General features: G+C 54.2%; 22 protein-coding genes and 1 pseudogene. 12 read left to right on the forward strand and 11 right to left on the reverse strand.

Going from position 1 to position 21899, the window contains the following annotated elements; genetic code table 11:
• Positions 1 to 408 (forward strand): annotated as a pseudogene (locus BM083_RS22450) (tyrosine-type recombinase/integrase); the annotation flags it as partial.
• 1068 nt (positions 409 to 1476) lie between these two features.
• Here the strand turns inward: BM083_RS22450 and BM083_RS22460 are convergent.
• Positions 1477 to 1887 carry a DUF8160 family protein gene (locus tag BM083_RS22460; protein ID WP_089872855.1) on the reverse strand — a complete coding sequence of 137 codons (411 nt, stop codon included), beginning with the start codon at positions 1885 to 1887 and terminating at the stop codon, positions 1477 to 1479.
• Positions 1884 to 2702: a ParA family protein gene (locus tag BM083_RS22465; RefSeq protein ID WP_089872896.1), complete on the reverse strand. Its 819-nt coding sequence runs from the start codon at positions 2700 to 2702 to the stop codon at positions 1884 to 1886. Before BM083_RS22465 ends, BM083_RS22460 begins: the two co-directional genes overlap by 4 nt.
• A gap of 398 nt (positions 2703 to 3100) precedes the next feature.
• Here BM083_RS22465 and BM083_RS22470 point away from each other — a divergent pair, with 398 nt between their 5' ends.
• The 3 genes from BM083_RS22470 (at position 3101) to BM083_RS22480 (ending at position 6256) form a co-directional block, all read left to right on the forward strand.
• The gene (locus BM083_RS22470; protein ID WP_089872858.1) at positions 3101 to 3775 is read left to right on the forward strand and encodes a helix-turn-helix domain-containing protein; all 675 of its coding nucleotides are present in this window, start codon (positions 3101 to 3103) and stop codon (positions 3773 to 3775) included.
• Entirely contained in the window at positions 3772 to 4467 is a 696-nt protein-coding gene (locus tag BM083_RS22475) for a nucleotidyltransferase family protein (protein ID WP_089872860.1), read from the forward strand. The genes BM083_RS22470 and BM083_RS22475 overlap by 4 nt, the downstream gene beginning before the upstream one ends.
• A 532-nt stretch (positions 4468 to 4999) precedes the next feature.
• Positions 5000 to 6256: an orc1/cdc6 family replication initiation protein gene (locus tag BM083_RS22480; protein WP_089872862.1), complete on the forward strand. Its 1257-nt coding sequence runs from the start codon at positions 5000 to 5002 to the stop codon at positions 6254 to 6256.
• 302 nt (positions 6257 to 6558) lie between these two features.
• On the opposite strand, the gene BM083_RS22485 is transcribed toward BM083_RS22480, so the two are convergent.
• The 4 genes from BM083_RS22485 to BM083_RS22500 form a co-directional block, all read right to left on the reverse strand.
• Positions 6559 to 6885 carry a DUF6788 family protein gene (locus tag BM083_RS22485; protein WP_089872864.1) on the reverse strand — a complete coding sequence of 109 codons (327 nt, stop codon included), beginning with the start codon at positions 6883 to 6885 and terminating at the stop codon, positions 6559 to 6561.
• A gap of 78 nt (positions 6886 to 6963) precedes the next feature.
• A complete protein-coding gene (locus BM083_RS22490) occupies positions 6964 to 7890 on the reverse strand; it encodes an ArdC-like ssDNA-binding domain-containing protein (protein WP_089872897.1) in 927 nt (308 codons plus the stop codon).
• A 106-nt stretch (positions 7891 to 7996) separates the two neighbouring features.
• Complete coding sequence (locus BM083_RS22495; protein WP_089872866.1) at positions 7997 to 9010, reverse strand: DUF6610 family protein; 1014 nt, start codon at positions 9008 to 9010, stop codon at positions 7997 to 7999.
• A 106-nt stretch (positions 9011 to 9116) separates the two neighbouring features.
• Complete coding sequence (locus tag BM083_RS22500) at positions 9117 to 9416, reverse strand: hypothetical protein (protein WP_089872868.1); 300 nt, start codon at positions 9414 to 9416, stop codon at positions 9117 to 9119.
• A gap of 545 nt (positions 9417 to 9961) precedes the next feature.
• Here BM083_RS22500 and BM083_RS22505 point away from each other — a divergent pair.
• The 5 genes from BM083_RS22505 (at position 9962) to BM083_RS22525 (ending at position 18163) form a co-directional block, all read left to right on the forward strand.
• Positions 9962 to 16096: a hypothetical protein gene (locus tag BM083_RS22505; RefSeq protein ID WP_089872870.1), complete on the forward strand. Its 6135-nt coding sequence runs from the start codon at positions 9962 to 9964 to the stop codon at positions 16094 to 16096.
• A gap of 4 nt (positions 16097 to 16100) precedes the next feature.
• On the forward strand, positions 16101 to 16529 hold the full coding sequence (locus BM083_RS22510) for a hypothetical protein (RefSeq protein WP_089872872.1): 429 nt from the start codon (positions 16101 to 16103) through the stop codon (positions 16527 to 16529).
• Between the two features lie 68 nt (positions 16530 to 16597).
• The gene (locus BM083_RS22515) at positions 16598 to 17053 is read left to right on the forward strand and encodes a hypothetical protein (protein ID WP_089872874.1); all 456 of its coding nucleotides are present in this window, start codon (positions 16598 to 16600) and stop codon (positions 17051 to 17053) included.
• Between the two features lie 198 nt (positions 17054 to 17251).
• Complete coding sequence (locus BM083_RS22520) at positions 17252 to 17605, forward strand: hypothetical protein (RefSeq protein ID WP_143085802.1); 354 nt, start codon at positions 17252 to 17254, stop codon at positions 17603 to 17605.
• A 105-nt stretch (positions 17606 to 17710) separates the two neighbouring features.
• On the forward strand, positions 17711 to 18163 hold the full coding sequence (locus BM083_RS22525; RefSeq protein ID WP_089872878.1) for a hypothetical protein: 453 nt from the start codon (positions 17711 to 17713) through the stop codon (positions 18161 to 18163).
• A gap of 97 nt (positions 18164 to 18260) precedes the next feature.
• Here the strand turns inward: BM083_RS22525 and BM083_RS22530 are convergent, their stop codons facing one another.
• The 3 genes from BM083_RS22530 to BM083_RS22540 form a co-directional block, all read right to left on the reverse strand.
• On the reverse strand, positions 18261 to 18479 hold the full coding sequence (locus tag BM083_RS22530) for a DUF8129 domain-containing protein (protein WP_089872880.1): 219 nt from the start codon (positions 18477 to 18479) through the stop codon (positions 18261 to 18263).
• 51 nt (positions 18480 to 18530) lie between these two features.
• The gene (locus BM083_RS22535; protein ID WP_089872882.1) at positions 18531 to 18794 is read right to left on the reverse strand and encodes a DUF7389 domain-containing protein; all 264 of its coding nucleotides are present in this window, start codon (positions 18792 to 18794) and stop codon (positions 18531 to 18533) included.
• Positions 18795 to 18962: 168 nt separating this feature from the next.
• Positions 18963 to 19454 carry a DUF7995 family protein gene (locus tag BM083_RS22540; RefSeq protein WP_089872884.1) on the reverse strand — a complete coding sequence of 164 codons (492 nt, stop codon included), beginning with the start codon at positions 19452 to 19454 and terminating at the stop codon, positions 18963 to 18965.
• Positions 19455 to 19659: 205 nt separating this feature from the next.
• Between BM083_RS22540 and BM083_RS23015 the strand changes: the two genes are divergently transcribed.
• The 3 genes from BM083_RS23015 (at position 19660) to BM083_RS22555 (ending at position 20877) form a co-directional block, all read left to right on the forward strand.
• Positions 19660 to 20154 carry a hypothetical protein gene (locus tag BM083_RS23015; RefSeq protein WP_143085803.1) on the forward strand — a complete coding sequence of 165 codons (495 nt, stop codon included), beginning with the start codon at positions 19660 to 19662 and terminating at the stop codon, positions 20152 to 20154.
• Between the two features lie 198 nt (positions 20155 to 20352).
• Positions 20353 to 20622, forward strand: coding sequence for a type II toxin-antitoxin system HicB family antitoxin (locus BM083_RS22550; protein WP_089872888.1), 270 nt, complete (start codon positions 20353 to 20355; stop codon positions 20620 to 20622).
• Positions 20623 to 20625: 3 nt separating this feature from the next.
• Complete coding sequence (locus BM083_RS22555) at positions 20626 to 20877, forward strand: type II toxin-antitoxin system HicA family toxin (RefSeq protein WP_089872890.1); 252 nt, start codon at positions 20626 to 20628, stop codon at positions 20875 to 20877.
• Between the two features lie 85 nt (positions 20878 to 20962).
• On the opposite strand, the gene BM083_RS22560 is transcribed toward BM083_RS22555, so the two are convergent.
• Both BM083_RS22560 and BM083_RS22565 read right to left on the reverse strand, forming a co-directional pair.
• On the reverse strand, positions 20963 to 21385 hold the full coding sequence (locus BM083_RS22560) for a hypothetical protein (protein WP_089872892.1): 423 nt from the start codon (positions 21383 to 21385) through the stop codon (positions 20963 to 20965).
• A gap of 174 nt (positions 21386 to 21559) precedes the next feature.
• Positions 21560 to 21899: SWIM zinc finger family protein (locus BM083_RS22565; protein WP_089872894.1), on the reverse strand; the 340-nt coding region annotated here is incomplete at its 5' end.

Below are 21899 nucleotides of genomic sequence, written 5' to 3' on the forward strand. Positions count from 1 at the left end.
CCCGGAGAGGTGTCGGTGCTGTTCGGCCTAGACATCCTCGACGCACGAATCGACGAGTTAGCAAGCGACGAAACGTGGACAGGGTACGTCTTCCCGTCGCCACAAGGCGAAACACCGCACGTGACGCGAGACACGATTCGGAACTGGTTCCAAACGCTCGCCGCTGAAGCCGACCTCCCCGAGCACATCGACGGCGAGCGTCCGAGTCCACAGCTGTGTCGTCGCTTCTGGTACGACACGTACACCGCAGTCCTCGAGGGCGTCCTCGAAGGCGTCGAAGAGATCGCCGCAGAGCAAGGCAGTAGTGACCCCCAAGTCGTGATGCAAAACTATCTCTCTGACTCGCGGTCGCGACGAGTGCGCCGGGAGTTCATGCGGGAGCAGTTGACCGAGGCGTTTGGAGAGTGAACTTCATCCGACGGCTGACACTACTGGGTTTGTCCGCGAAACCATACAGATGCTGGCAATAGCTGCGTGCTGAACTTAGAGGGTGAATCTACCATCGTCATTCAGTATGTGAATACTGCTATAACTCCACACGCAACAAGCATGACACCGACAAAGCGCATGGACCACACCCCCCCTTTCGTGGGATTCGGGTCGCTGGCGTGGAGATTCCGTATTCGTGCCAGGGCCTCTGGAAAGAGCAAGAATGGCAACCCAAGAGACGCAATTAAAAGACCGACCCCGGCACTCTCTAGAGAAATCATTGTAAGCTGACGTTTGACACTACTAGGGATAAACCCGAGGGCATCACAACGATAGACTTGCGCTGTGAGTTCAGCACAACCACAGAGAGCTACTCATCTGCTGTCAGAAAAGGCGTGCAAGACTTAGAGAGTGTATGCAGCAAACGGGCGACGTTCGTTTCACGCCACCAGTGGTGAAACAGCGGGTATGTTGCTGTGCACGTTAACTTTGTATCTGAAATAGTACTCGAACTGTCGCATTCTCATACCGAATATAGTAGAACGGATCGTCTTGCGTCGGTACGTCTTTGAGTTCAGAGGCGACTTGACACAGTTCTTGGCTGTGGAGTTCGACACTTGCAGAACCGTTCACATATGCGTCTTGGATTAGTTGCCTTACCACGTCACCCTCGGCGTTGCTGAGCCGTTCGTCAGAATAGTCCACGATCTGCTGCTCAGATGGCGTCTCTTCGAGCCGTTTAGCCAACAAATGCCCGGTCTCTCCGACGAATTCGCACGAGGGGCGGCTCGCACTGCAACCAGCTAAGAGCGCACAAAAAGTTGCTCCAATCAAGCGTATGAACTGATATCTCGACATCATTATATTAGACATAGATGTTTCGTTATTAATTCCTTCTGTAGAATCAGGTTCGCTATGCCAAGCGGTTCGGTTCCGTCACCCCAGAGTTCAACGTTAATGACCAACTTGCGCGCTGAGTTCAGCACGCCCGCAGAAACCTCCCCAACCGCTGTCAGAAGATGTCTACTGAACCTAGAGAATTAGGAGCTATTCGTCACCAATGTTGGAGAGTCGAGTTTGGATCTCTTCAGCATCCGCATTAGAGAGAGCTTCCAAGCCGAACTGCACGAGGAGAGGGTAGAAATGGCGGTTCTTCTTGAACTCGTCCTGGCCCGCTTTTCGCAGTTTCAATTGCGATTCAAGGTACGTATCCTCCAGATCATCGAGGATGTCGTCCGGAATGTAGATTGTCCGGCCGTTCCATTCGTCCTTGATATTTGTCTTCGTTTTACTCGTTTCGCTCGTTTTGTTCGTTTCATTCGTTGCGTTCGGTTCGTTCGTTTTAGTTGATGAACTAGTTTTCACTGTTTCGTTCGCTCCGCTCGTCTCCTGGGGATCCTCGTCGTCATCCTCGTAGTTTCCTTCGATACCCGAGGCATCTCCCCATCCGTCGCTCATGCTTCCACCTCCTCAGGGGGGGTCTTCTCAAATGTGTCGTCGAGCAGGTCAGCAATCTCATTAAACAACTCACGAGCGTCTTCAACTCGCTTGTTCTCCTTACCAAAACCGAAGACGGAGACGCCCTTGCCGATCGATTGAGAGAGATCAGTCCGCTTCGGGATTTCAAAGACAGGGAGAGAATATGCCGATTTGATTTCTTCGAGAGTATTCCGGTGTTCGGCATTTTGCTCAACACGATTGCACACAATCGCAAGCCGGTTGATGCCGCCGTAAGCTGGTTCAAGTGAGCTCAGCTGCTTTGCGAAAATCTGGAGGCTATTGGCGTTGAGTTTCTCGGGGATGACAGGGATAACGACGTTCCCAGTCGCCACGAGTGCGTTGTCGGTGAGTACGTTAAGTGACGGAGGGGTATCTACGATGATGTAGTCATAGTCAGTATCGAGTTCGTCAAAAGTCATCCCCAGTCGCTCTCGGCTCTTTGGAGCTTCAAGCAGTGTCTGGATGTTCTTGTTGTTCGCGAGTTTCTCACTGGCCGGAAGGATATCGAACTCCTCGTGCTCAACGATGATGTCGTTCACCGATTCCATCTGATCGAAGTCAAGCACATCGAATAGCGTTGTCCGGTCGGTGTCGTAGTACAAATCGCTATAGCCGAGCGAACATGTGAGCCCGCCGTGATAATCGATGTCAACGAGAAGGACATCGTATCCGCGTGCAGCGAGTGCACCGCCAGTGTGAATTACGTCGGTCGTCTTTCCTGCCCCACCCTTCTGATTTGCTACAGTGATTCGTGCAGTGTTAGTGTCAGCCATAGTCTTCGTTTCCATCAATGAATTCGTTTCGTTCGTTTCGTTCGGTGCGTTCAGTGAGAGTGTTTCGCTCAACGAGAGGTAGACAACGATGTTAAAACCACTTGTTCGTTTCAATAGATGAACAAAACACGGTCGTTACTCTCAACGCGTTCATTCGGTTCGTTTCGTTCGTTTTATTCGTTTCTTTTAACGAACGTAGAAGCTTGCATGCTGACGGTCGAGCGTTCTGGTCAGCGGATTGCGTTCGTTTTATTCGTTTCCTTCATTTCGTTCGTTGAATACCGTCGGTATCTTCTGAGATTACAGAGCAATTACCGTCTCTAAGACGCCAGAGAGGTCAAAGCGGAGTGAGTTCGAGTAAGGCTTTTAGTAGTTACCGAGAAATTGGTAACTGCCAGATGTACGAGACACTCGACGACACAGCGACCCAAGTCATCCTCGCTATCGAGAGCGGTGACTCCATCCGCAGTGTCGCGCAGCATCTCCACACGCCCTACGAGACGGTGAGACAGGCAGTCAATCGGCTCGAAGCGGCGGGCTACATCCGTTATGACGACGGTCTCTCCGTCGTCAACGAACACGTCCGGGCCGCCGCCCGCGAGTTAGTAGCTGCCAGCGCCGGCGTAAGCCCACCTTCGATCGAGGAGGCATATGTCATCCCGCAGTTCGGCGGGTGGCCGTTCGCATTCACGCGGATTGACGCCGTGTATGTATGGACTCAGGGTGGGTACCAGGTCGGGCGTGATCCTGACGACTATCCGCTGTTTCTTGCCGTTCGAGAGCAGGATGTCAACGACTGGGAGGAGTTCTTCGAGTCGTTCGGCCTTCCTACTGCATTCGAACGTCAGCCCCGAGAAGAACTAACAGGGCCGCTGCAGATCGTGCTTGACCCCCAACCATCACTCGAAATCGACGACGTCGAAGGCTACCCGGTCATCCCTCGTGAAGACACAATCGAGTACATGCGTGAACACTACGCGCAGTTCCAGTCGGCGCTCTCGATGCTCGACCGGATGTACGACGATCTTGACCTCGGTGTTGCATACCGAGAGACTGAGCGGGCCCAGTCATGAGCTTCCACAATCGGAGTGACGCACTCATCGAACTTCTCGAGGAGCTCACTCAGAACGGCCACGAATACGTCCTTGTTGGGGGTTATGCTGTGTCGGTGTTCAACGCACGGTTCTCGACGGACCTCGATATCGTCGTTGCGCCTAACACCAAGGACGGGTTCGTGGAGTTTCTCGAATCGAAGGGATTCGAAGAAACGGACAGTCACGCCAAGCAGTGGTTCTATGACACCGAGGTGATCGAGTACGAAAAGCGACTCGCACCCCAACAGCCCATTGGGTTCGATTTACTAGTCAACGGTCTCGGATGTCGGCAGACCGAGGCACAGTGGTCGTTCGACTACCTCTACGATCATAGCCAAGAGCAGGAAGTAAGCGGGGGTACAGTGACAACGACCGCCAGAGTCATCGATGGAGCAGTTCTCGTGGCCGCAAAACTCCACAGTGGACGCGAAACAGATTTGCGAGACGTCTTGGCGGTCGCAGAAGAGATTGACCTTGCAACAGTAACACCTCATCTACGACGAGGGGACGAAGATTCCCTTCGAGCGCAACTCGAACGAGGGCTAGAAATCTTAGAGAGCGAGGAACTCAAACACGGGTATCGAAGTGATTTCGGGACCTCAGCTGTCTCTGAAGAGACGGTCACGAGTCTCCAGCAGTATCTCTCTGAACAAGTCAGGCAATTAGAGTAACCGAAGGCCGCTCTCGACGACACTCGCAAACTCAACGTTCCTCACGAATCTCTCCTTTCCTCTACTGATGACAGCTCTAGACGTCCGAGTGACCGATCGATCTCGTCGTGGGTAGGTCAATTTCAAGTGGAATCACAAGCATACCGGCGACGGGTGGGAGTCTCGTTGACCACCGTTACCAGTATTGCCAATATTGGGGTTGTTTAAATACCACTCTCACTCCACTATTGCCAGTTACCGCGAGAGACCAAAGGTAGGAATCTGCTATTGCCGCGAAATGTTTGATAACGAGTTAATATAGTCGTTGTGTTTTCTCCACTACGGATTTGGTTTTACTCATAGTGGTATAAATGTGTCGTCTATAATAGAGGGGGTCGTGACCCCCTCCAGTTGTTACAGAGGTTTACTGGCAATAGTGGAGAGTGTGTGTTTTATAAGCCAACATGGTACTGGCACTATTGGCAACCGTGGTGTGTTAGTGGTCATACTGGAACCCGTGGTTTTATGACGACTGTTTGTATTGAATCCACGTATGGGCCGATTCAGCCGAGAATCGTTTATCATCCAAGACAAAGACGTCCTTCGGGACGATTATCAGCCAGAGACGCTCGAGGAGCGAGACGAAGAGCTTGACGAGTACGCGGCTTCTCTTCGCCCCGTGATTCAAGGCTGGCAACCGAGCAACGTCTTTCTCTATGGTGTAACGGGCGTCGGGAAAACCGCTGCCACTCACGACCTCCTTGAGGAACTGCAAGGATCCGCCGAAGAATACGATGACATTGATCTCAACATTATTGAACTGAACTGCACTGGTTGTACCACATCCTACCAAGTTGCAGTCAATCTCGTGAACGAGATTCGTTCACCCTCGCACCCACTCACAACCGTCTCGTCTCCACGAGAACCGATGAGCGAAACTGGTTACCAACAAAAACGCATCTTCAACGAGCTCTACAACGATCTCGAAGCAATCGGTGGAACAATTCTCGTTGTTCTAGACGAAATCGATAACATCGGCACTGATGACGACATCTTGTACGAACTTCCACGTGCACGGTCGCAGTTGGATCTTGACGTGAAAATCGGTGTGATTGGTATCTCGAACGATTTCAAGTTTCGAGAGAATCTGTCTCCGAAAGTAAAGGACACGCTGTGTGAGGAGGAAATTCTCTTCCCACCGTATGACGCAACTGAACTCCATAATATTCTCCGGCAACGTGCAGATACCGCGCTTCATAACGATGTTCTTGAGTCAGATGTCATCCCACTGTGTGCGGCATTTTCGGCCCAAGATTCAGGATCTGCTAGGCAGGCACTTCGTTTATTGCGGAAGGCTGCTGACGTTGCTGAGAACGAGGCAATAGCTGGTGGTGAAGCAAAGGTCACAGAAGAGCACGTTCGTGAAGCTAAACATCAGATTCAGCGACAGCAGGTTGTAGAGGGAATGCACTCACTGACTCGTCAAGGCCAGTACGTGCTACTAACTGTGTGTCAGCTCGCAGCTGAAGGTGAGACACCTGAACGCACGAAGTTGATCTATCAGCGGTACCAGAAGGTTCTACACAACCACGGGAGTGAACCGCTGAAACGCAGACGTGTCCACGACCATCTCTCTGATTTGAGTTTGCACGGAATTCTACATCTCGTCGACTCATCGGGCGGACGGGGTAACTACAACGAGTACGAGCTCGATGTTTCACTTTCATCGGCGCTGGATGCACTTGAGAATGAGCTTGGAGAACTATCCGAAATTCGTGAAACCGCTGCGAAGAATCGAGTTCTGGATTGAGAAGGGGAACCGGTAAAACCAGTAGTGCCAATACCCTCTCCACTATTGCCAGTAAGAGCATAACCGTCGGTGCCAGTTTGTCCAGTACCCTCTCCAGTATTGCCAGTTTAAAGTTCTACTTCTATGATTGGTACTCGCACTAGCCACTACTGCCAATAATCTATAACGTGGTCTAGTACCTCGGTTTTACTGGCAATAGTGGAGTGTCTGACAACGAACCAAGAGAGTGTCAATTACGGAGCAGACGACTATCCTCTGAGGGTTTGAGTACGAGGCACGTATCAGATCGTTTTCTCACTTGGTCACTCGTCTGAGTTAACGGGCCCTTTGTACTTCGACTTGATCGTCTCACCCTCACGCCACTGCCAGTAGTAGTAGCGATGGTCGTTGATCTCTTTGACCGTAATCGTCGCCTTCGAGGGGACATCATCCGGGCGATCAGCTGCTTCCGCTTCGACGTCTTCATCCTGCTCGTCCTGTTCTGGGAGTTGCGCCTCACGCTCGCGATGCTCGGCGAGTTCATCAGCATATCGTGCAATGTCTCGCAGCACGTCTGGCGACTGGTCGGCAAGTTTCTCAGCGATACCGCTTGGTACGTTCTGAGGCGGCGTTGGTGGGGAATTGGACATAGGTCACCGTTGTGTTAACCAACACAGACGCCAGCGTCAAAGCTGCGTTGGTTAAGTGAGCTCTGGTTCGGTGTCGATTCAGTCTTCAAGCAGAGCGATAATCTCTGTCGCCGTTCGACTGATCCGTCCGAGTCGTTCGCGAATCACGTTTGCATCGTCTGATTCCCACGTAGCGAGGTAGAACGCCGACCCACTCGTATCGAGTCCACAGTACCGCCCGACGATGTACGCCACGGCTTCGGCTTCGACCTCGCGTTTTGCCCGCTCGGTGTCGTCGTCGACGTCGAAATGCAACAACGCGTGCGCGTACTCGTGAACCAACGTCCGTGCAAGGTCGGCTTCGTTTGCTCGGTCCTTGACCTCAACGAGTGGCTGGACGTCGACGAGGCTCAAGCGCTGACAGACACCGCGTGCACTCCCATGGGACCACTCGTCTTCGGGGACAATTCGAACCGTCACACCAAGCTCTGAAGCAGCGTCGGTCAGTTGCCCCACGAGATCGCTAGCGTCACCCGTCGCGGCTGTCTCGAGGTCGGGGAGTGGTTTGCCGTCAGTCTGGGAGATGTCGAATACCGGTGCGGGTCTGAACCCGACGAGTCCTCTCGACCATTCCTCGGGTGGCGTCCCGTTGTAGTCACAGTCGGTGTTGGCGTGGTAGCTCGGCGAGTTCTCACACTCGGGACACCGCTTGGTGATGATGGGTGCCCAGATCCAGATGGCCTGCTCACCTTCCTTGACGTGGCGCTCGAACTCGTCTTGCCACGTTCGATACCCGGCGACGCGACTGGCCTCGGGACACTGCCGTTTGATGAGCAGCGTGTTCCGGTAAGAGTAGTCGTGGAACTGCCGTTGGACGTCAAGCCACTCTTGGAACTCTGCACTCGCTTGTGCGTCGTCGACGGAGTCGACAAGGTCGTCAATCCACTGTTCGATGGTACTGTGCATCTCGTCACGTCGGGTGTCGGAGTCGTCGAACGACACCGCTGCGTAGTCACTACTCGCCATGAGTTGTCTCGCGAGCACTCCAGCGTGGAATGCCCCGCACCCTTCGGGGGCAGAAAAACTCTCCCGAGCAAATGGAATCAGTCGGTAAAATCCGTGTGTGAACGCGCTAGTGCATCGCGGGCGGGATGTAGACACTGGCTTCGCCCATGACTTCCTCGAGATGGTTCCGAGTGCGATGGGTGAAGTAGCAGTCGTAACAGCAGTACCCACAAACGTCCCCAGTATCGTACTCCGCGACGAATGGGCTACGCGACCCCGTCCAGACGTTGCCTTCACACTCGATGCAGGCCGACGAGTGAAGGTCGGCCGGTGTCGGGGGCTGATACTGCATCTGGCCGACGCACTCAGTCGGTCTCTTCGGCCAGACGCCTTGACTCTCCCAAAACGAACGGACGTGGCCAAGCCCGTGCCGGACCGTTGCTCGAACCGTCAAGTGGTCGGCGTCGCGACCGCTGTCGTCCCACCCATTACTCGTCCAGAACTCGCCGAACTGCGCACCGCGATGCAGTCCGTTCCAATCGAGGCCGACGATGTCGGCAGGCGGGTCGCCTGTCAGCGTCGGTTGTGTGAGTTGGTCGATGACGGCGAGTTGCTTTGGTGGACTGCCTCCGAGGATATGGACGCGACGGCCTCGCCAGTCAACCGGGTCTGAGAAGTTGTGTGCCAGAATATCCGCATAGCCACGTGAGTAGCCGACGACGATGTCGTCTGGTATTTCCTCAAGCGCCGCTTTGCATTTCGGCACGATGACGAACTCCGTGTCGGGAACGCGCTCTTGGAGGTCTCGCACCGCCCGAACGTACGATTGGGCCTCTGCAGTGTCGTAGGCGTCGCCGATGATGCCGACGTCGGGTTTGTGTTCGAGGACTCGTTCTGTGTAGCGGTCGAGATCTGGATTTCTGAAGTCGTTGTCGAGCATGCCGACTGGTAGGTCGAGATTGAGGAACTGCTGTTGTTGGTAGCTGCAGTCCTCTCGAAAGCCGGTAAGGAAGCCGAGGTTCAACGCGTCGATGGCAAATGGGACGCGATGGAGAAATGCCACATACTCCGCCTGTCGAGCGTCGGCGTAGGTGTTTGTCGCGCTGTCACTGGTTGCGCCGGAGAAGTCGTGAATGGACACAGGGAGTCACCTGCGAGGCACCGCCGCCCCGCAGCTCTCAGGGGCGGATAAATACCGCCGCGGGATGCATTAACCAACAAGACCGGAATCGGCCCCACTCTGTTGGTTAATCCTCAAACAAGCAGCGAGCGGCCGCCTCGTTGCCGGCAAGCGTCTGCTGAGTCTCGTCGATGTCTGCGAAGAGCGTCGCCTGATTACCCTCAAATCCACGGGTCACTTCCGGTCGGTCGTCGACGCCGAACTCGCTCGCCGCTGGTTGGTCACGTCGTGACTCGCGGTCGTGATGATCGACCTCTGCGCCGAAATCTTCGAGTGAGGTTTCGACGCTCGTTTCGGTCACTTCGAGTTGGCCGTCGTCGCCAAAAGCTGTCTGCCGATGCACCGAGATGTTTGGTCGTTTGCTCATTGAATCGAGCCTCCAGTCTTCTGAGGCTCGAAAAACGTCTCTTGCGGGGTCGAAAACTCAGTTGAATAGAGAGCGCAAAACAGAATCTTGTTGTCGTCTGTTCTGTTCAATAGAAAGCACTATATAATATTCATAAAATTTGAATAGTATTCAATATGAAAGTTCAATCAGTTATTGCAGTTATCTTCAGTCTCCTTCTGATCACGGGAACTGTCACTCCAGTAGTGGCAGTTGGGAGCGCTGATAATCAGCCTTCTCGTGAGTACACAGATGCAACGGTTCCCACGACAGCATCACTCGACCATCGAACGACCGCGTATGAACACCTGACACAGGCATCGTTGCCTGGAAAGGGGAAACATAGGCAGCTCGAATCACAACTTAGCGAGACTTTCGACTCCTACGTCGGCCCGAACCGAATTACAACTCCAGTTTTCAAGACCGACGCGAAAATCGCAGGCCAGACACAACGGAAGGCACCTGACGTCGCCGACAATCTGGCGACTGCTGATGAGGCACTCGCACAGACTGCCTTCGCAGATGCGGTGTCTGTACACGAGCGTCTGTCGTCGGACTCCAGTGTCGAGTACGACACGAAAGCTGTTGACCGCCATCTCGAGCAGGCGGACAAGGCACTCACGAAGGGCAGTTCGAAACCAGTCGCTCGCATCCAACGGTCGCGTCGCGCGTGGACGCACGCCCAACAAGCGTTGGACATCATGGACGAGGCAACTGCGCCTCACGTCACCATCACGACTCGGGAAGATCCACAGCACGAGGCAGGCTACGTCTACCAGCTGAACGGGACTGTCACCGATGTTCGGACGTTCGAATTGGAGACTGTCTCGGTGAAGTTCGCCGATGGAACCTCCAAGACCGTCGAACTGGAGACTCAAACGAGTCCATTCTCGGTTGGGACGTTCAACACGTCGCTGACCCTTGAGAAGCGAGTCAACGAGATCACCGTCAGTGCAACTGACTCGAATGCTCACCTCGGTACACGAGATGGCTCGGACGATGGTGCGAAGGGCAAGAACGGAAAGAAGTGGGCTTCGAAGAAGAGCACGCAATCCTCTCCCCCAACGACGGGCGCAGACACACTCCTCCTTGACGCTGACCTGCTCCCCGACTACTACGAACAATCGGTGACGGGAACCGACCCGCTCGCCGTCGACAGTGACTCCTCGCACACTGACGCGAACGAAGCACAGAATCGAGTTATCGATGGACTCGAAGACTTCGACGACGATGACGTGACGACGTACGTCGAATATCTACACGACATCGATCCGTTCGACCCAGATACAGACGACGACCAGCTCACTGACCGGTTCGAACTCGATTATGCGAACCTCGATCCGGCAGTCAGCGACACTGATGGTGACGGGATACTCGATGGTGCCGACGACAACGAACCAGAGGGACTCACCAACGTTCGCGAACAAGCGTTCGGCACGAACCCGAACGACCCTGACACGGATGACGACCGACTCTTCGACAGCTACGAGGTGGACACGGCGAAGACTGTCCCCACCCTCGCAGACAGTAACTCGAAGCGGACGAGTACAAACGAGTCGGCAAACGGCATCCTCGATGGTGCAGAGGACTTCGACAACGACACGCTTGAGACGGCACTCGAACAGAACATCTCGACGGATCCGTTCGACGTCGACACCGACGCTGATCGACTCACGGACCCCTTCGAGTACCGCTTCGAGACGATCGACCCAACGACCGCTGACACTGACGGTGATGGCACGCCAGACACTATCGAAGACCCTGACGGCGAGACGCTCGTCAACCTCGACGAACAGCGCAACGGGACGATTCCGACTGACCCCGACACGGACGACGACAAACTCACCGACGCCTACGAAATTCGAACGACGGGGACGGTTCCAGTCGACGCCGACAGTGACTCCTCGGTCACGGAGCGCTCCGAGGCCAACAACGGTGTCAACGACGGGATGGAGGACTTCGACGGTGAATCCCTCCGCACGCACGTCGAACAAAATCTTGGCACGGACCCATTCGACGTCGACACTGACGATGACGAACTGACCGACGCCTTCGAACACCGCTTCGACACCATCGAACCGCTGCTTGCGGACACCGACGGTGACGGTCTCCCCGACGGCCAGGAAGATCCCGACAACGAGTCGCTCGTGAACGTTCGCGAGCAGCAGTACGGGACGCTCCCGCTCGATGCCGACACGGACGACGACGACCTCACGGACAAGTACGAGGTCGACACGGTGCTCACAAACCCGGTCGTCCCCGACAGCGACTCCGAGGTGACGGAACCCAATGAGGCGAGCAACGACATCATCGACGGCGTCGAGGATTTCGACAACGATGGACTGCCGACCGCCCTCGAATTCGAAGCCGGAACGGCACCGTTCGATGCTGATTCTGACGACGACGGGTTGCTCGACGGGTTCGAGTACGAGTACGACACGCTCGACCCACTGAATGCGGATACAGACGGTGACGGTATCTCGGACGCCCAAGAGGACCCCGACGGCGAGACACTCGTCAACATCGACGAACAGGCCGCAGCGACGAATCCGCTTGAGGCAGACACGGATGGTGACACGCTCACTGACGCCTTCGAGGTTCGCCACTCGCTGACGTTGCCAACTGACGTCGACAGTAGCAGTTCGGCGACGAACGTGACTGAAGCGGATAATGGGATTCGTGACGACAAAGAAGACCTCGAAAACGATACGCTGAGTAACGCGCGTGAGCAGACGCTCGGGACGGACCCACTCGCTGAAGACACAGACGAGGACGGGCTCACTGACGCCTTCGAAGTACAGACAACTGGGACGGATCCACTGAACGCGAACAGTGATTCGCCACTCACGGAGACGGACGACGCAGCGAATAACGTCACTGACGGACTGGAAGATTTCGACGCTGACGCTGTCGAGAACCACTACGAGGAAGTCTTCGGCACCGATCCGTTCGACGAAGACACCGACGACGATTCCATCACGGACGGGTTTGAGGTTCGATTTACTCCACTGGACCCAACAGCGACAGATGGTGACGGTGACGGCATACCTGACGCTCGCGAGGACTTCGATAACGACTCGCTGGACACGGTTGCAGAGGAGGCTGCTGGGACGGACCCGACAGCAAACGACACGGACTTTGACACGCTCTCCGACGCAGCCGAGTTGAACATCCACGGCACGAACCCGATCGAACCCGACACGGACGGCGATGGGCTTCGTGACGACGAGGAACTCGAACTCGGAACCAACCCAACGGTTGGCGACACGGACGGTGATGGGCAACTAGACGGTGACGAGACGTTCACCACGACTGCGACGAACGAGTCAGTCGGCGTTGCTGTCGATATCGCAGGCGCAGGGAACATTGCTGAGACGGTCACTATCAGAAACAACACGGAAGCGATTCTGAACACCGAGAGCGTTTCGGAGACGAGTGTCTCGAAGCCGCTTGAGTTCAAGACAGACGAAGAATTCGAGAGCGCTGATATCTCGATCGACTACGACGCATCGAAGGTCGAAGACGAGCGGGACGTTGCGGTGTACCGCTGGAGTCCTGAACAGCAGACGTTCGTGGCCCTCCCATCCACCGTCGACACTGATGCGGAGACGGTGACTGCGGAGACGTCGCACTTCTCGACGTACGTCGCCCTCTCGACATCTGCATGGGAGAGCCGATTTGAGGGTGACCTCCCAGAGAACTACAGCGAAACTGGTGAGTTCGAAAACGGCGGCTGGGAATGTACTGGGACAGAGGAAGTCTGTGACTCCAATTCAGGCGGAGTCACTATCGGTAGCGGTCCTTCGACGTCCCGAGTTTCCTCGAAGAAGTCCGGAGACGGAACGGTTGGTATTCAGTGTATCCCAACACCCAATCTCGGCTGTATCCCACCCGACTATGGGACGGACCCAACCCCGACGCCGACCCCGGTGCAAACCACTCGTCGTCCGGTTGACGATGATGACGACGCAGATGACGATCACGAGCCAATCGAGCGCGATACGACGACTCGGTCACAGTACGGTCGAGCCCTGACGCTCCCGAACGCTGCAGATATCCACCTCGAAGCAGACGTCAGTGGCCAAGCGAAGGAGGAAGACGCCTACGCAGAGTTCGTTATCGTCAGCGAATCTGGCGACGTCAAGGAACTGTTCCGCGTCGATGGCGTCGGCGAAGGGCGCAAACAGATCGATACAAGAATCGACCAGTTCGCCGGTGAGCGCGTGTCGTTCCGACTGGTTGCACAGAACGAATCCTCGATAACCCTGCGGTCGATGTACATCACCTACGACTCGGACGGTGATGGAGTCTCGGACAACGTCGAACAGAACGGGATCCGTACGGGCCGTGGTGAGACGCTCTACACGAATCCCTACAGCAGTGACACCGACGGTGACGGCCTTCCTGACGGTAGAGAGGTCGGCGAGCGAACCAACACTGTTCGGAGCTTCGACTACGAGGCAAGCCGCGTCGCACCGGGAGGCTACTTCCTTCTGGACAGCGACCCGACCGAGTTCGACACCGATAACGACGGACTGAGCGATTACGAGGAAACGTACGAACGACAGCCGTTCATCCGAACCACTTCAGCCGAGAAGTCACGGCAGGTGCTCGGTGCGAGTGATGCCGAGGAGATGGCCTCGTACTTCGAGGAAGGGACTGCAGCGACGAACCCGATGCTCGCAGACGGGGACTACGACGGCCTCACAGATCGTGAGGAGATTATCCTGAGTACGAACCCTGATAGCGTCGACACCGACGGTGACGGCGTCGCAGACGGGAAAGAGGCGCAGCACTGGGAAACCGACCCGACGCTGCACGACTTCCGTCCGCCGGAGGTGACGATTCACCAAGCGAAATTCGGGACGGGACTGGGCTACTCCGAGTATGCCATCCTGTACGGTGCAGAGGACCCGAGCGGTGTCACGAGAGTTCAGTTCATCAAAGAAGGCGACATCCACGAAGACCTGCAGTTCGATGGTCGACCGACGAACATTGGTGGTCGCGTCTATTTCAAAGTCGGTTTCTTGGAGACGAGCGCCGATGCAGTGACGGGGACGACTGTCGATATCACTGCTGAAGACGTTCACAACTCGAAGACGCGAGAACTCGCGGTTGAGCGGGCGAACTTCTACGGCAACCTCGCTGGGGAGTTAGACCACTCGAACATCTACACGCAGACGGCCGCGTACCAACTCGCACAGATCTCTGGGTTCACATCGAGCTGGGGCTCGACTGCACGCGAAGCAAAACAAGGAGCTGAAGGGACAGTCGAAGCGTACCAGGCGCTTCGGGAGGATCCAGTTGGATATCTCCACGGCGTTGTCCGGATTGTCGAAGTGCTTGAGCGATACGGTATCCTCGATACGCTCGTTGAGGCATTCGTCGGCCCACTCCAAGAGAATCAAGAAACGAACAACCCGTACGACGAGGCTGAGCAACCGACGCTGTACTCGACGTACAAGGTCGGGTGGTACGAGGGCTTCGTCGCCGGAAAGGTCTCACAGATCGTCGTGACCTTCGGTGCGGGCCAAGCCGTCAAGGGAACGACGACCGCCAAACGCGTCGACGACTTCGTCTCTTCGACGAAGACCTACAAAATTGCCAAGCGAATCAAATCGCCCTACGATACGACGAAAGCGCGTGCGACGGCGAAACTGTTGAGCGGGAGTAAACGTATTGGAAGCGCAACTGTTGGTGGGGTGAAATCAGTCGGCTCTGGCGTCCGTGTTTGGCGGTTGAGCCGTCGCGTTGACGTTGATGGTACTGACTTGAGCGAAACAGGACAAGAGAATCTACGATGGTATCTCGAAGTGACTGGAGAAGACGGTGTCGACAAACTAAACCGGATGGACAAGGAGGACTCCACAAGATTCCTCAACTTGGGTGCGACCTGTAAGGTACCTGGATTCAGTATTAGTTCAACGGGTGATGGCTGTGAACTCTCAGATAGCGAACGCGAGCGACTGGTGCAAACAGTGGCTAGTAGTACTGACAATCCCGATTCCTTTGCGACAAAAGTCGCGGATTTAGACCCGAAAACCCAACGAGAGATTTACCGGGAACTTGTCGAAGTAGACAGCGAAACCGGTGATGACCTTGTTTGGATGGTCGAAAAGGTTAGCGCGAAACGTCTTGACGAACTCCGAGCAGAGGATATTGATCTCTCTCGGCACGCAGAAGGCCTAGATATCTACAGAAACTCTGAGAAAGTGGTTGGGAAGAGTGAGGGTGACATGGCTGAAATCATTGCACATGAAACATTACTACAAAGATACCGTGAGGAGGGACGATTGTTGCCCGGTAGACAGAATAAGGGTGTAACCATATTCACAGACGCTAACAATGAATATGAATTCGATCATATGGTCTTGAACGAGGATGGATCTGTGAGATATCTCATTGAAACAAAAAGCTTCGATGGTGGTTCGGAGCAAGCGTTTGGGCAAACACAGAGTAAGCTGGTGCAAATTCAACAAAGCGGGGGAATTGATCGCATAGAACCCAGCGGTGTCACACTACGTCAAGAGGACTTGCCCGATCCGTTCGGCGATCAGGATAAAATAATTACTGCTGGACCAAGTAGTGACTATGACGAACAAATTGACTTCTCTGAAGTCCAGTTGAAATCTCTGTATGAGACTGCTCAAGAGTTGAAATAGCACAATGAACCTTGTACTCCAAGCACCAGACGACATTCCAATTTCTAGGCTCATCAGGGCGTACTTTGCGCACCGTGTGAGCAAAACGAATAACGAAGAGAGACGTGAAAATACACGTGCTGCAGGCGAAGAGCTAGCCGAGAACGTCTCGACGAATTTCGAAATCACGGAGGACATCCCCCGTGCCGTTATTGAGACGTATGGGGGAGAACCAATGGTTGAAATATTCCGGTCTGAATCTGGACAGTTTGAAACAATCCATGGCGACAAAATCGTTGAGCTAATTCGAATACTTCGGGAGGCTGGTGAGACGACTCAACAGCAAGGTGTCGGTCCAGAAAGTTGGGATCCCCTTCGCAGTATGGAAGAACGTGTGATTGCTCTCTGCGAGTTCGCGTTCCAGAATGACTATTCTCTGAGCATTTCATTCTAACATTCGGGATTTTGTCTTTTCCATTACGTGAGTTATTTACTCATTGAAGCAAATTTTTATAGACATATATGGGGGTTGAAGTCGGGGTTGTCGGTATTAAACACCAAACCGAGTATCAGGGAACAGTCTTTGATCAGTCTGTCGTTGTTCGTTTGCCAGATGGGTCAAAAATGGGTCTGTTCGACAAGGATGTTCTGGTGAGTGATGGACTAGTTGGAAGCGAATGTATAATCGCAATCTCAACGTTGTCTACTGTTTCGGGTGTAGAGGAATACAGCAATCAGAAAGGCATTGAGCCGACCCCCGTGGATCCCGAAGGATGGAGTGATCACACGTATTGCGGAGAAGTTGTCGGTTTGCTCGAGAGTACAGACTCCAGTTACAAGGTTCAATTTGATGTCGGTTGTGGGGATATTATTGCGTATCTAGATCGAGACCAATTTGATGACTCCCCTATCGGTTGTCTCTTGAGAATAAAAGCGATGAGAAGTGACATATCTGGGGTACTGGGAAGCTTAGATTAAAGTCTGAATGCCGACCTCAACGATGAGACTGAATCAATGCATAACACAACTCAGAGGATTCGTATTCAGATACGATTCGACGACCGGTTCCGAAGACAAGTCGGTGAAGAAGGGGATTCGAACCCCCTGACAGGGATGACAATCGAAGTACAAGGAGACTATGTGTTGGGAAGTTCCGAGAGTGCCGTAGGAGACTATATGACTGGGAACCTCATCGGCCAGTTTGAAGCACTTCCAGGCGTCATTCGAGACGAAAAAGAGGTGGTCGAATTTTTCAATGGACCGATGTGGCTGGTCTTCGAACCGGTTGACGGTGACTCGGTGACAATCAGCGGTTGCCATACAATCGGTGGTGTTCGTGACCCGTCACAGCGAATCTTTGTGGATACATCTCAAGTGGTAACGAAACAAGCGTGGATTTCTGAGTTAGTTCGGGTGACAAAAGACTACGTTGAGAAGATGTGTAACCTGAATCCATCTCTTGCCACCCATTCAGATATTCAGACGCTATCGAAGTATGCTGAGCAATACGAAAGGTGGGAACTGGAGTAACACAATACTCCAGTTCGCGTGAGTAAGATGATGATTATCTGTGGGGGCAAAGCATCTACGCGTCCGAGTAGAGTCTGACTGACCTTACTTGGGATGTTTACATAGATGACACTTGAAGCAACTATCATCCGTACAGAACCGGATACTGTCTACCAAGGAACCGTCTATGACCAAACGGTTGTCGTCGAACTACCGAATGGCATACGGTTTGGATTGTTTGACCCGGATCTCGTCGTCGATTCAAAATTCATCGGGCGGAACGTTCAACTCACAGTTACTGTACTGGCACACGAAGGGGGGATAGAGAGAATTACAGATGGAATAGGTGAAATAAATCCATTGAAAGATGACCCTCTTTTCTGGCGCGACCATGTATATGTGGGGAAGATTCGAGACATCTTGTCATGGTCGGAGAACCGTCGGGAAATTCAGCTCGATATTGGCGACGGGACGATTATCGTTCGACCAAAACAAGATATGATTGGAGAACTGCGAGAAGGGGACCAACTACGAATCAAAGCGAGTAGAAGCGACGTGACAGGAATCGAGATACAGTAGCCATTGCAGTGGCGTCTGACTTGTGATTCCCTGATCGATATCGTCTACTTTTTGTCAACACAATCTCCTCTTGACATATATCTCTACCTGCCTCAACTCAATCTTGTGTCCGAATCTCCTGTGCCCTCTCTGCGAGCCGCCGGAGAATCCGAACGCGCTGCTGGTTCATGTTCTCGTAGGCGACACAGGCCCGAAGCGTGGCCATGTCGTGGATGGTCGCGATACCCGCGTCGACGAGATGGGTAGTCGGTGCCTCGAGACGCTGCTCCGGTGTGAGGCCGGTCGATGCTGTTGATTCAGTTGCTTCGTTGCTCATTGAGTTTCGCCTCCAGTCATCTGGTGGCGCGAAAAACCCTCTCTGAGCGCTCTATTCTGCCACGTCGTCGGGCTGAATCTGTCGAACGTCTTCGGCGAGGTCGTGCAGATACGCTCGCAGCGTGTCCATGTCTTCGCGGGCCTCCGCAAGCGTTCGGGCCTTGACTTTGGCCGTCAGTTCGTCTTGATCTCTCGTCGCCGTTCCACGTTTCAGTTTCACCGTCAACGAGACACCAACGTCGCTGCGCTCGACGTATTCGGTCTGGGTTGCTTCCTCTCGATTCGATTCCGTCGCTGTTGGGTTGTCGTCAGTCATTGGTCTACTACGAGGGCTCTCTGTCCCCCGCACCCCTCTGGGGGTGAAAAAACTCACTCGGCGCTCACCGAATTCGCAGGTTCGTCATCGTCTTAACCAACAGAAACGGCAATTGCCGCGCTCTGTTGGTTAAGACCATAGTGCCTGTTCTGTCGGGCGATTTCTGGCTCAGTAATGGACGTCCGCCGGGATGATCCACACCTGATTGTCGGATTCCAGGACACGATCGAGCTGGTCACGATGGCGAATCGCCCCGCCGTACTCATCGTACAGAAAGAGCGACGGCCCTCGGTAGGCTCCGAGATTGTAGCAGGCGTGTCGAGCAAGCTCCTTGTCTCGCATGAATTCCTCAGTAGAGAACTCCTCGACGGCGGTTCGCACTCGTTCGAGATTCCGTTCGAACTCTTCGGTCGTTGCGTTCCATCCTCGTTCAAGGAGTTTTGCTCCCTCGTCGGATTCGACCGGTGCCACTACGGGCAATTCACCCCATCGGGTCGTTCCGGCTACAGACGTTGTCTCGTCGTCAAACGTGACGTAGTAATCGAAGACGGCGGCGGTGTCGGGACCGATGCCGACGAGTCGGTCGAACGCTGCGTTACCTCTAGTGAGGGCATCGTCTCGATTCGGTGCTTCAACAAGCGCGTAGATGAGTTGGTGCATTGTGGTTCTCGGGACGCGATGTGTGTGACGCCCCGCACCCTTCGGGGGCAGAAAAACGCTCTCCGGTGCGCTCCAGTTTCTATGTATCTCGTCGCTCTCGTTTAATCTCCAATCATTGATAGGTTTCTGAAGCCGTGCTGAACTCAGGGCGCAAGTCGGTCACTCGGCGATAACGATTATCTGCTCACTTGATAATTAACGAAACGTGACTCGATGGACTACACTCGGTCTCGTCCTCACAGTGTGTCTCACAGGCTGTAGTGCCGTCTCTTTCGGGGATTCTGCATCTCAAAAGGAGGCACCAGTCAAGATTGTCAACAACGCGACCCTGACAGAGACGTTCGAAGTCGCTGTCGTCGAAGTCGGGGAGAATATGACAATCTATCGAGGGAGCAGATCTCAGAATATTCCAGTCAGCTCCGGTTCGACCACATTCAAATCACCATTGTCGCGGGTTGATCTCCCTGATTCAGCTCGCGTTCATGGTCAGTACACGCTTGAGCCCGGCGAACGAAAGGAACTCTCTGTCCCGAACGTTAGGCCTGATGAAGCAATCGTCATTCTGATTTACGATGAAGAAGAGGAGAGGTATCGCGCGATTAAGTCGCTCAGCTGTGATGGTCCTGTACTTGGCTACAAAGTGACTACAGAAGCTGAAGGAGAGGATGAAACTATGTCTACACACCAGTGCGGACTTTGATGAACTCACTCTCTGAGTGTTGCACGCCTCTTCTGACAGCGTTCGGTGAGGTTTCTGTGGCCGTGCTGAATACAGAGCGCAAGTCGGTCATCATGCTCACCCGATACTGAACCCCCCTACTGGAGAAACCACGTTTGGTCTTGGAGTGAGAGCGGTATGCCGAATGCTTATACGGTTCATCCGGCAACTAGAGGTAAGATGGCCAGTTCGACTCGGAACGGCGACGCCAACGATGGCGAGATTCGTCTCTGGCAAGAGGACGGCTGGTGGATCGCGAAGGACGTCGATACGGGCGTGACCACGCAAGGGGAGTCCAGAGAGGAGGCACTGGACAACCTCGACGACGCTGTCGCAGTCCATACTGGGAAACGTGGGCGCAAACCGACGGACGAAGAACTTCGTGCGCTGGGAATTGACCCCGAGACCAATACCACTGGCAACCAGGAACCGCCGGACGTCCTCGACTAATCGATGGGTCGGCGAACGTTCTCTGGAACGGAGGTAGTGAAGGTGCTGGTCAACGTCGGCGGATTCGAGTGGCGACGGACGACCGGTGACCACGCCCAACTGTACTACGAACACCCGACGAACGAAGCGGACCGCCGACAAGTGACCGTCCCGCTTCATAGCGAACTCCGAACCGGAACGCTCCGAAGCATCGCCGAAAGTGCCGGAGCACAAGACTTCGATGCCTTTTGTGAGTGGGTCGACCAAAACGCCTAACGTTCGATGAATAGGTGAATAGACTCGAAATTGTCGATTCTTGAGGAGCTTTTCACTCTCGTGCTGAATACATAGCGCAAGTCGGTCACTGTGTTTCGCGTGCTGAGTCTATCAATACGGCAAACCCTACGCCAACCAAGATTAGGACGCCTCCAACCAGCACGCTGTAGATGATGTCCGTAGGGACATGATGTAAGCGGACGATATTCATTCGATAATAGAATGGCAGGGAAATGTAGAATATACCAGTAAGAACACCGACTATTTGTGAAACACGCGACTTTGGGTTCCAAGCGAATAAAGCACCAGTCAGCAGCAGCGGGAGTAATGTGAGTACATCTGCTTCAAGATAATCCAACTCAAACGCCACGTTTTGACGCCAAAATTTAATGTCAGCAACGGGTCCTTCGTGATTGGGGTCAACGACTGCCCAAGGTGAAAGATACCCCAAAGCGACGAAAACCCCGCCAGCGGCAACTATCGCTTGGCTGATTCTGGAGGACTTCACGAAATGAACTCTTTTTGAGGATAGTAAATATCTTCTGTAAAATGAGAACTGATGAAAAACAGACTTGACTAGTTTCAGTGTGACCGACTCACCCTCTAAGTTCAGCACGCACCTTCTGTCACCACTTGGAGAAATACACCGATAGCTGCTCGCTTTGTGAGCCGTGAGCCGGTGCTACTCCGGCAGCGTTCGCTTCCCCGTTCGATAGCACTCCCAGCAAGGGAACCCGTCGCCAAGGTCTGCACAGTCGCACTCGTCTGACTCCCCAGCGTCGCCGTCGCTTACGACGGTTCCGCCGTCGGCGACTGCCTGCGTTGCAGCGGCATCGAGGAGTGGAGTTCGAATCGCAACTGCGACACGGTGCTTACACGCCGACGAGTACTTCGCGTCGGCTGGACACTCACACGCTACCGGAACTCCGTCGTCGACGGTGACGTGGTACTCGTGCTCTGCTGGCTCGGCGTGACTACAGTTTCTAACGCGAATACCGCCCTCACAGCATTCGAACTCGAAT

The organism is Halogranum rubrum, from assembly GCF_900114455.1.
Lineage (GTDB): Archaea > Halobacteriota > Halobacteria > Halobacteriales > Haloferacaceae > Halogranum > Halogranum rubrum.

What these genes read in the sequence shown, in the direction of transcription:
- BM083_RS22460 (WP_089872855.1), bottom strand. Translation starts at nt 1,887, where the DNA reads ATGAGCGACGGATGGGGAGATGCCTCGGGTATCGAAGGAAACTACGAG.
- BM083_RS22465 (WP_089872896.1), bottom strand. Translation starts at nt 2,702, where the DNA reads ATGGCTGACACTAACACTGCACGAATCACTGTAGCAAATCAGAAGGGT.
- BM083_RS22470 (WP_089872858.1), top strand. Translation starts at nt 3,101, where the DNA reads ATGTACGAGACACTCGACGACACAGCGACCCAAGTCATCCTCGCTATC.
- BM083_RS22475 (WP_089872860.1), top strand. Translation starts at nt 3,772, where the DNA reads ATGAGCTTCCACAATCGGAGTGACGCACTCATCGAACTTCTCGAGGAG.
- BM083_RS22480 (WP_089872862.1), top strand. Translation starts at nt 5,000, where the DNA reads ATGGGCCGATTCAGCCGAGAATCGTTTATCATCCAAGACAAAGACGTC.
- BM083_RS22485 (WP_089872864.1), bottom strand. Translation starts at nt 6,885, where the DNA reads ATGTCCAATTCCCCACCAACGCCGCCTCAGAACGTACCAAGCGGTATC.
- BM083_RS22490 (WP_089872897.1), bottom strand. Translation starts at nt 7,890, where the DNA reads ATGGCGAGTAGTGACTACGCAGCGGTGTCGTTCGACGACTCCGACACC.
- BM083_RS22500 (WP_089872868.1), bottom strand. Translation starts at nt 9,416, where the DNA reads ATGAGCAAACGACCAAACATCTCGGTGCATCGGCAGACAGCTTTTGGC.
- BM083_RS22510 (WP_089872872.1), top strand. Translation starts at nt 16,101, where the DNA reads ATGAACCTTGTACTCCAAGCACCAGACGACATTCCAATTTCTAGGCTC.
- BM083_RS22515 (WP_089872874.1), top strand. Translation starts at nt 16,598, where the DNA reads ATGGGGGTTGAAGTCGGGGTTGTCGGTATTAAACACCAAACCGAGTAT.
- BM083_RS22520 (WP_143085802.1), top strand. Translation starts at nt 17,252, where the DNA reads ATGACTGGGAACCTCATCGGCCAGTTTGAAGCACTTCCAGGCGTCATT.
- BM083_RS22525 (WP_089872878.1), top strand. Translation starts at nt 17,711, where the DNA reads ATGACACTTGAAGCAACTATCATCCGTACAGAACCGGATACTGTCTAC.
- BM083_RS22530 (WP_089872880.1), bottom strand. Translation starts at nt 18,479, where the DNA reads ATGAGCAACGAAGCAACTGAATCAACAGCATCGACCGGCCTCACACCG.
- BM083_RS22535 (WP_089872882.1), bottom strand. Translation starts at nt 18,794, where the DNA reads ATGACTGACGACAACCCAACAGCGACGGAATCGAATCGAGAGGAAGCA.
- BM083_RS22540 (WP_089872884.1), bottom strand. Translation starts at nt 19,454, where the DNA reads ATGCACCAACTCATCTACGCGCTTGTTGAAGCACCGAATCGAGACGAT.
- BM083_RS22550 (WP_089872888.1), top strand. Translation starts at nt 20,353, where the DNA reads ATGGCCAGTTCGACTCGGAACGGCGACGCCAACGATGGCGAGATTCGT.
- BM083_RS22555 (WP_089872890.1), top strand. Translation starts at nt 20,626, where the DNA reads ATGGGTCGGCGAACGTTCTCTGGAACGGAGGTAGTGAAGGTGCTGGTC.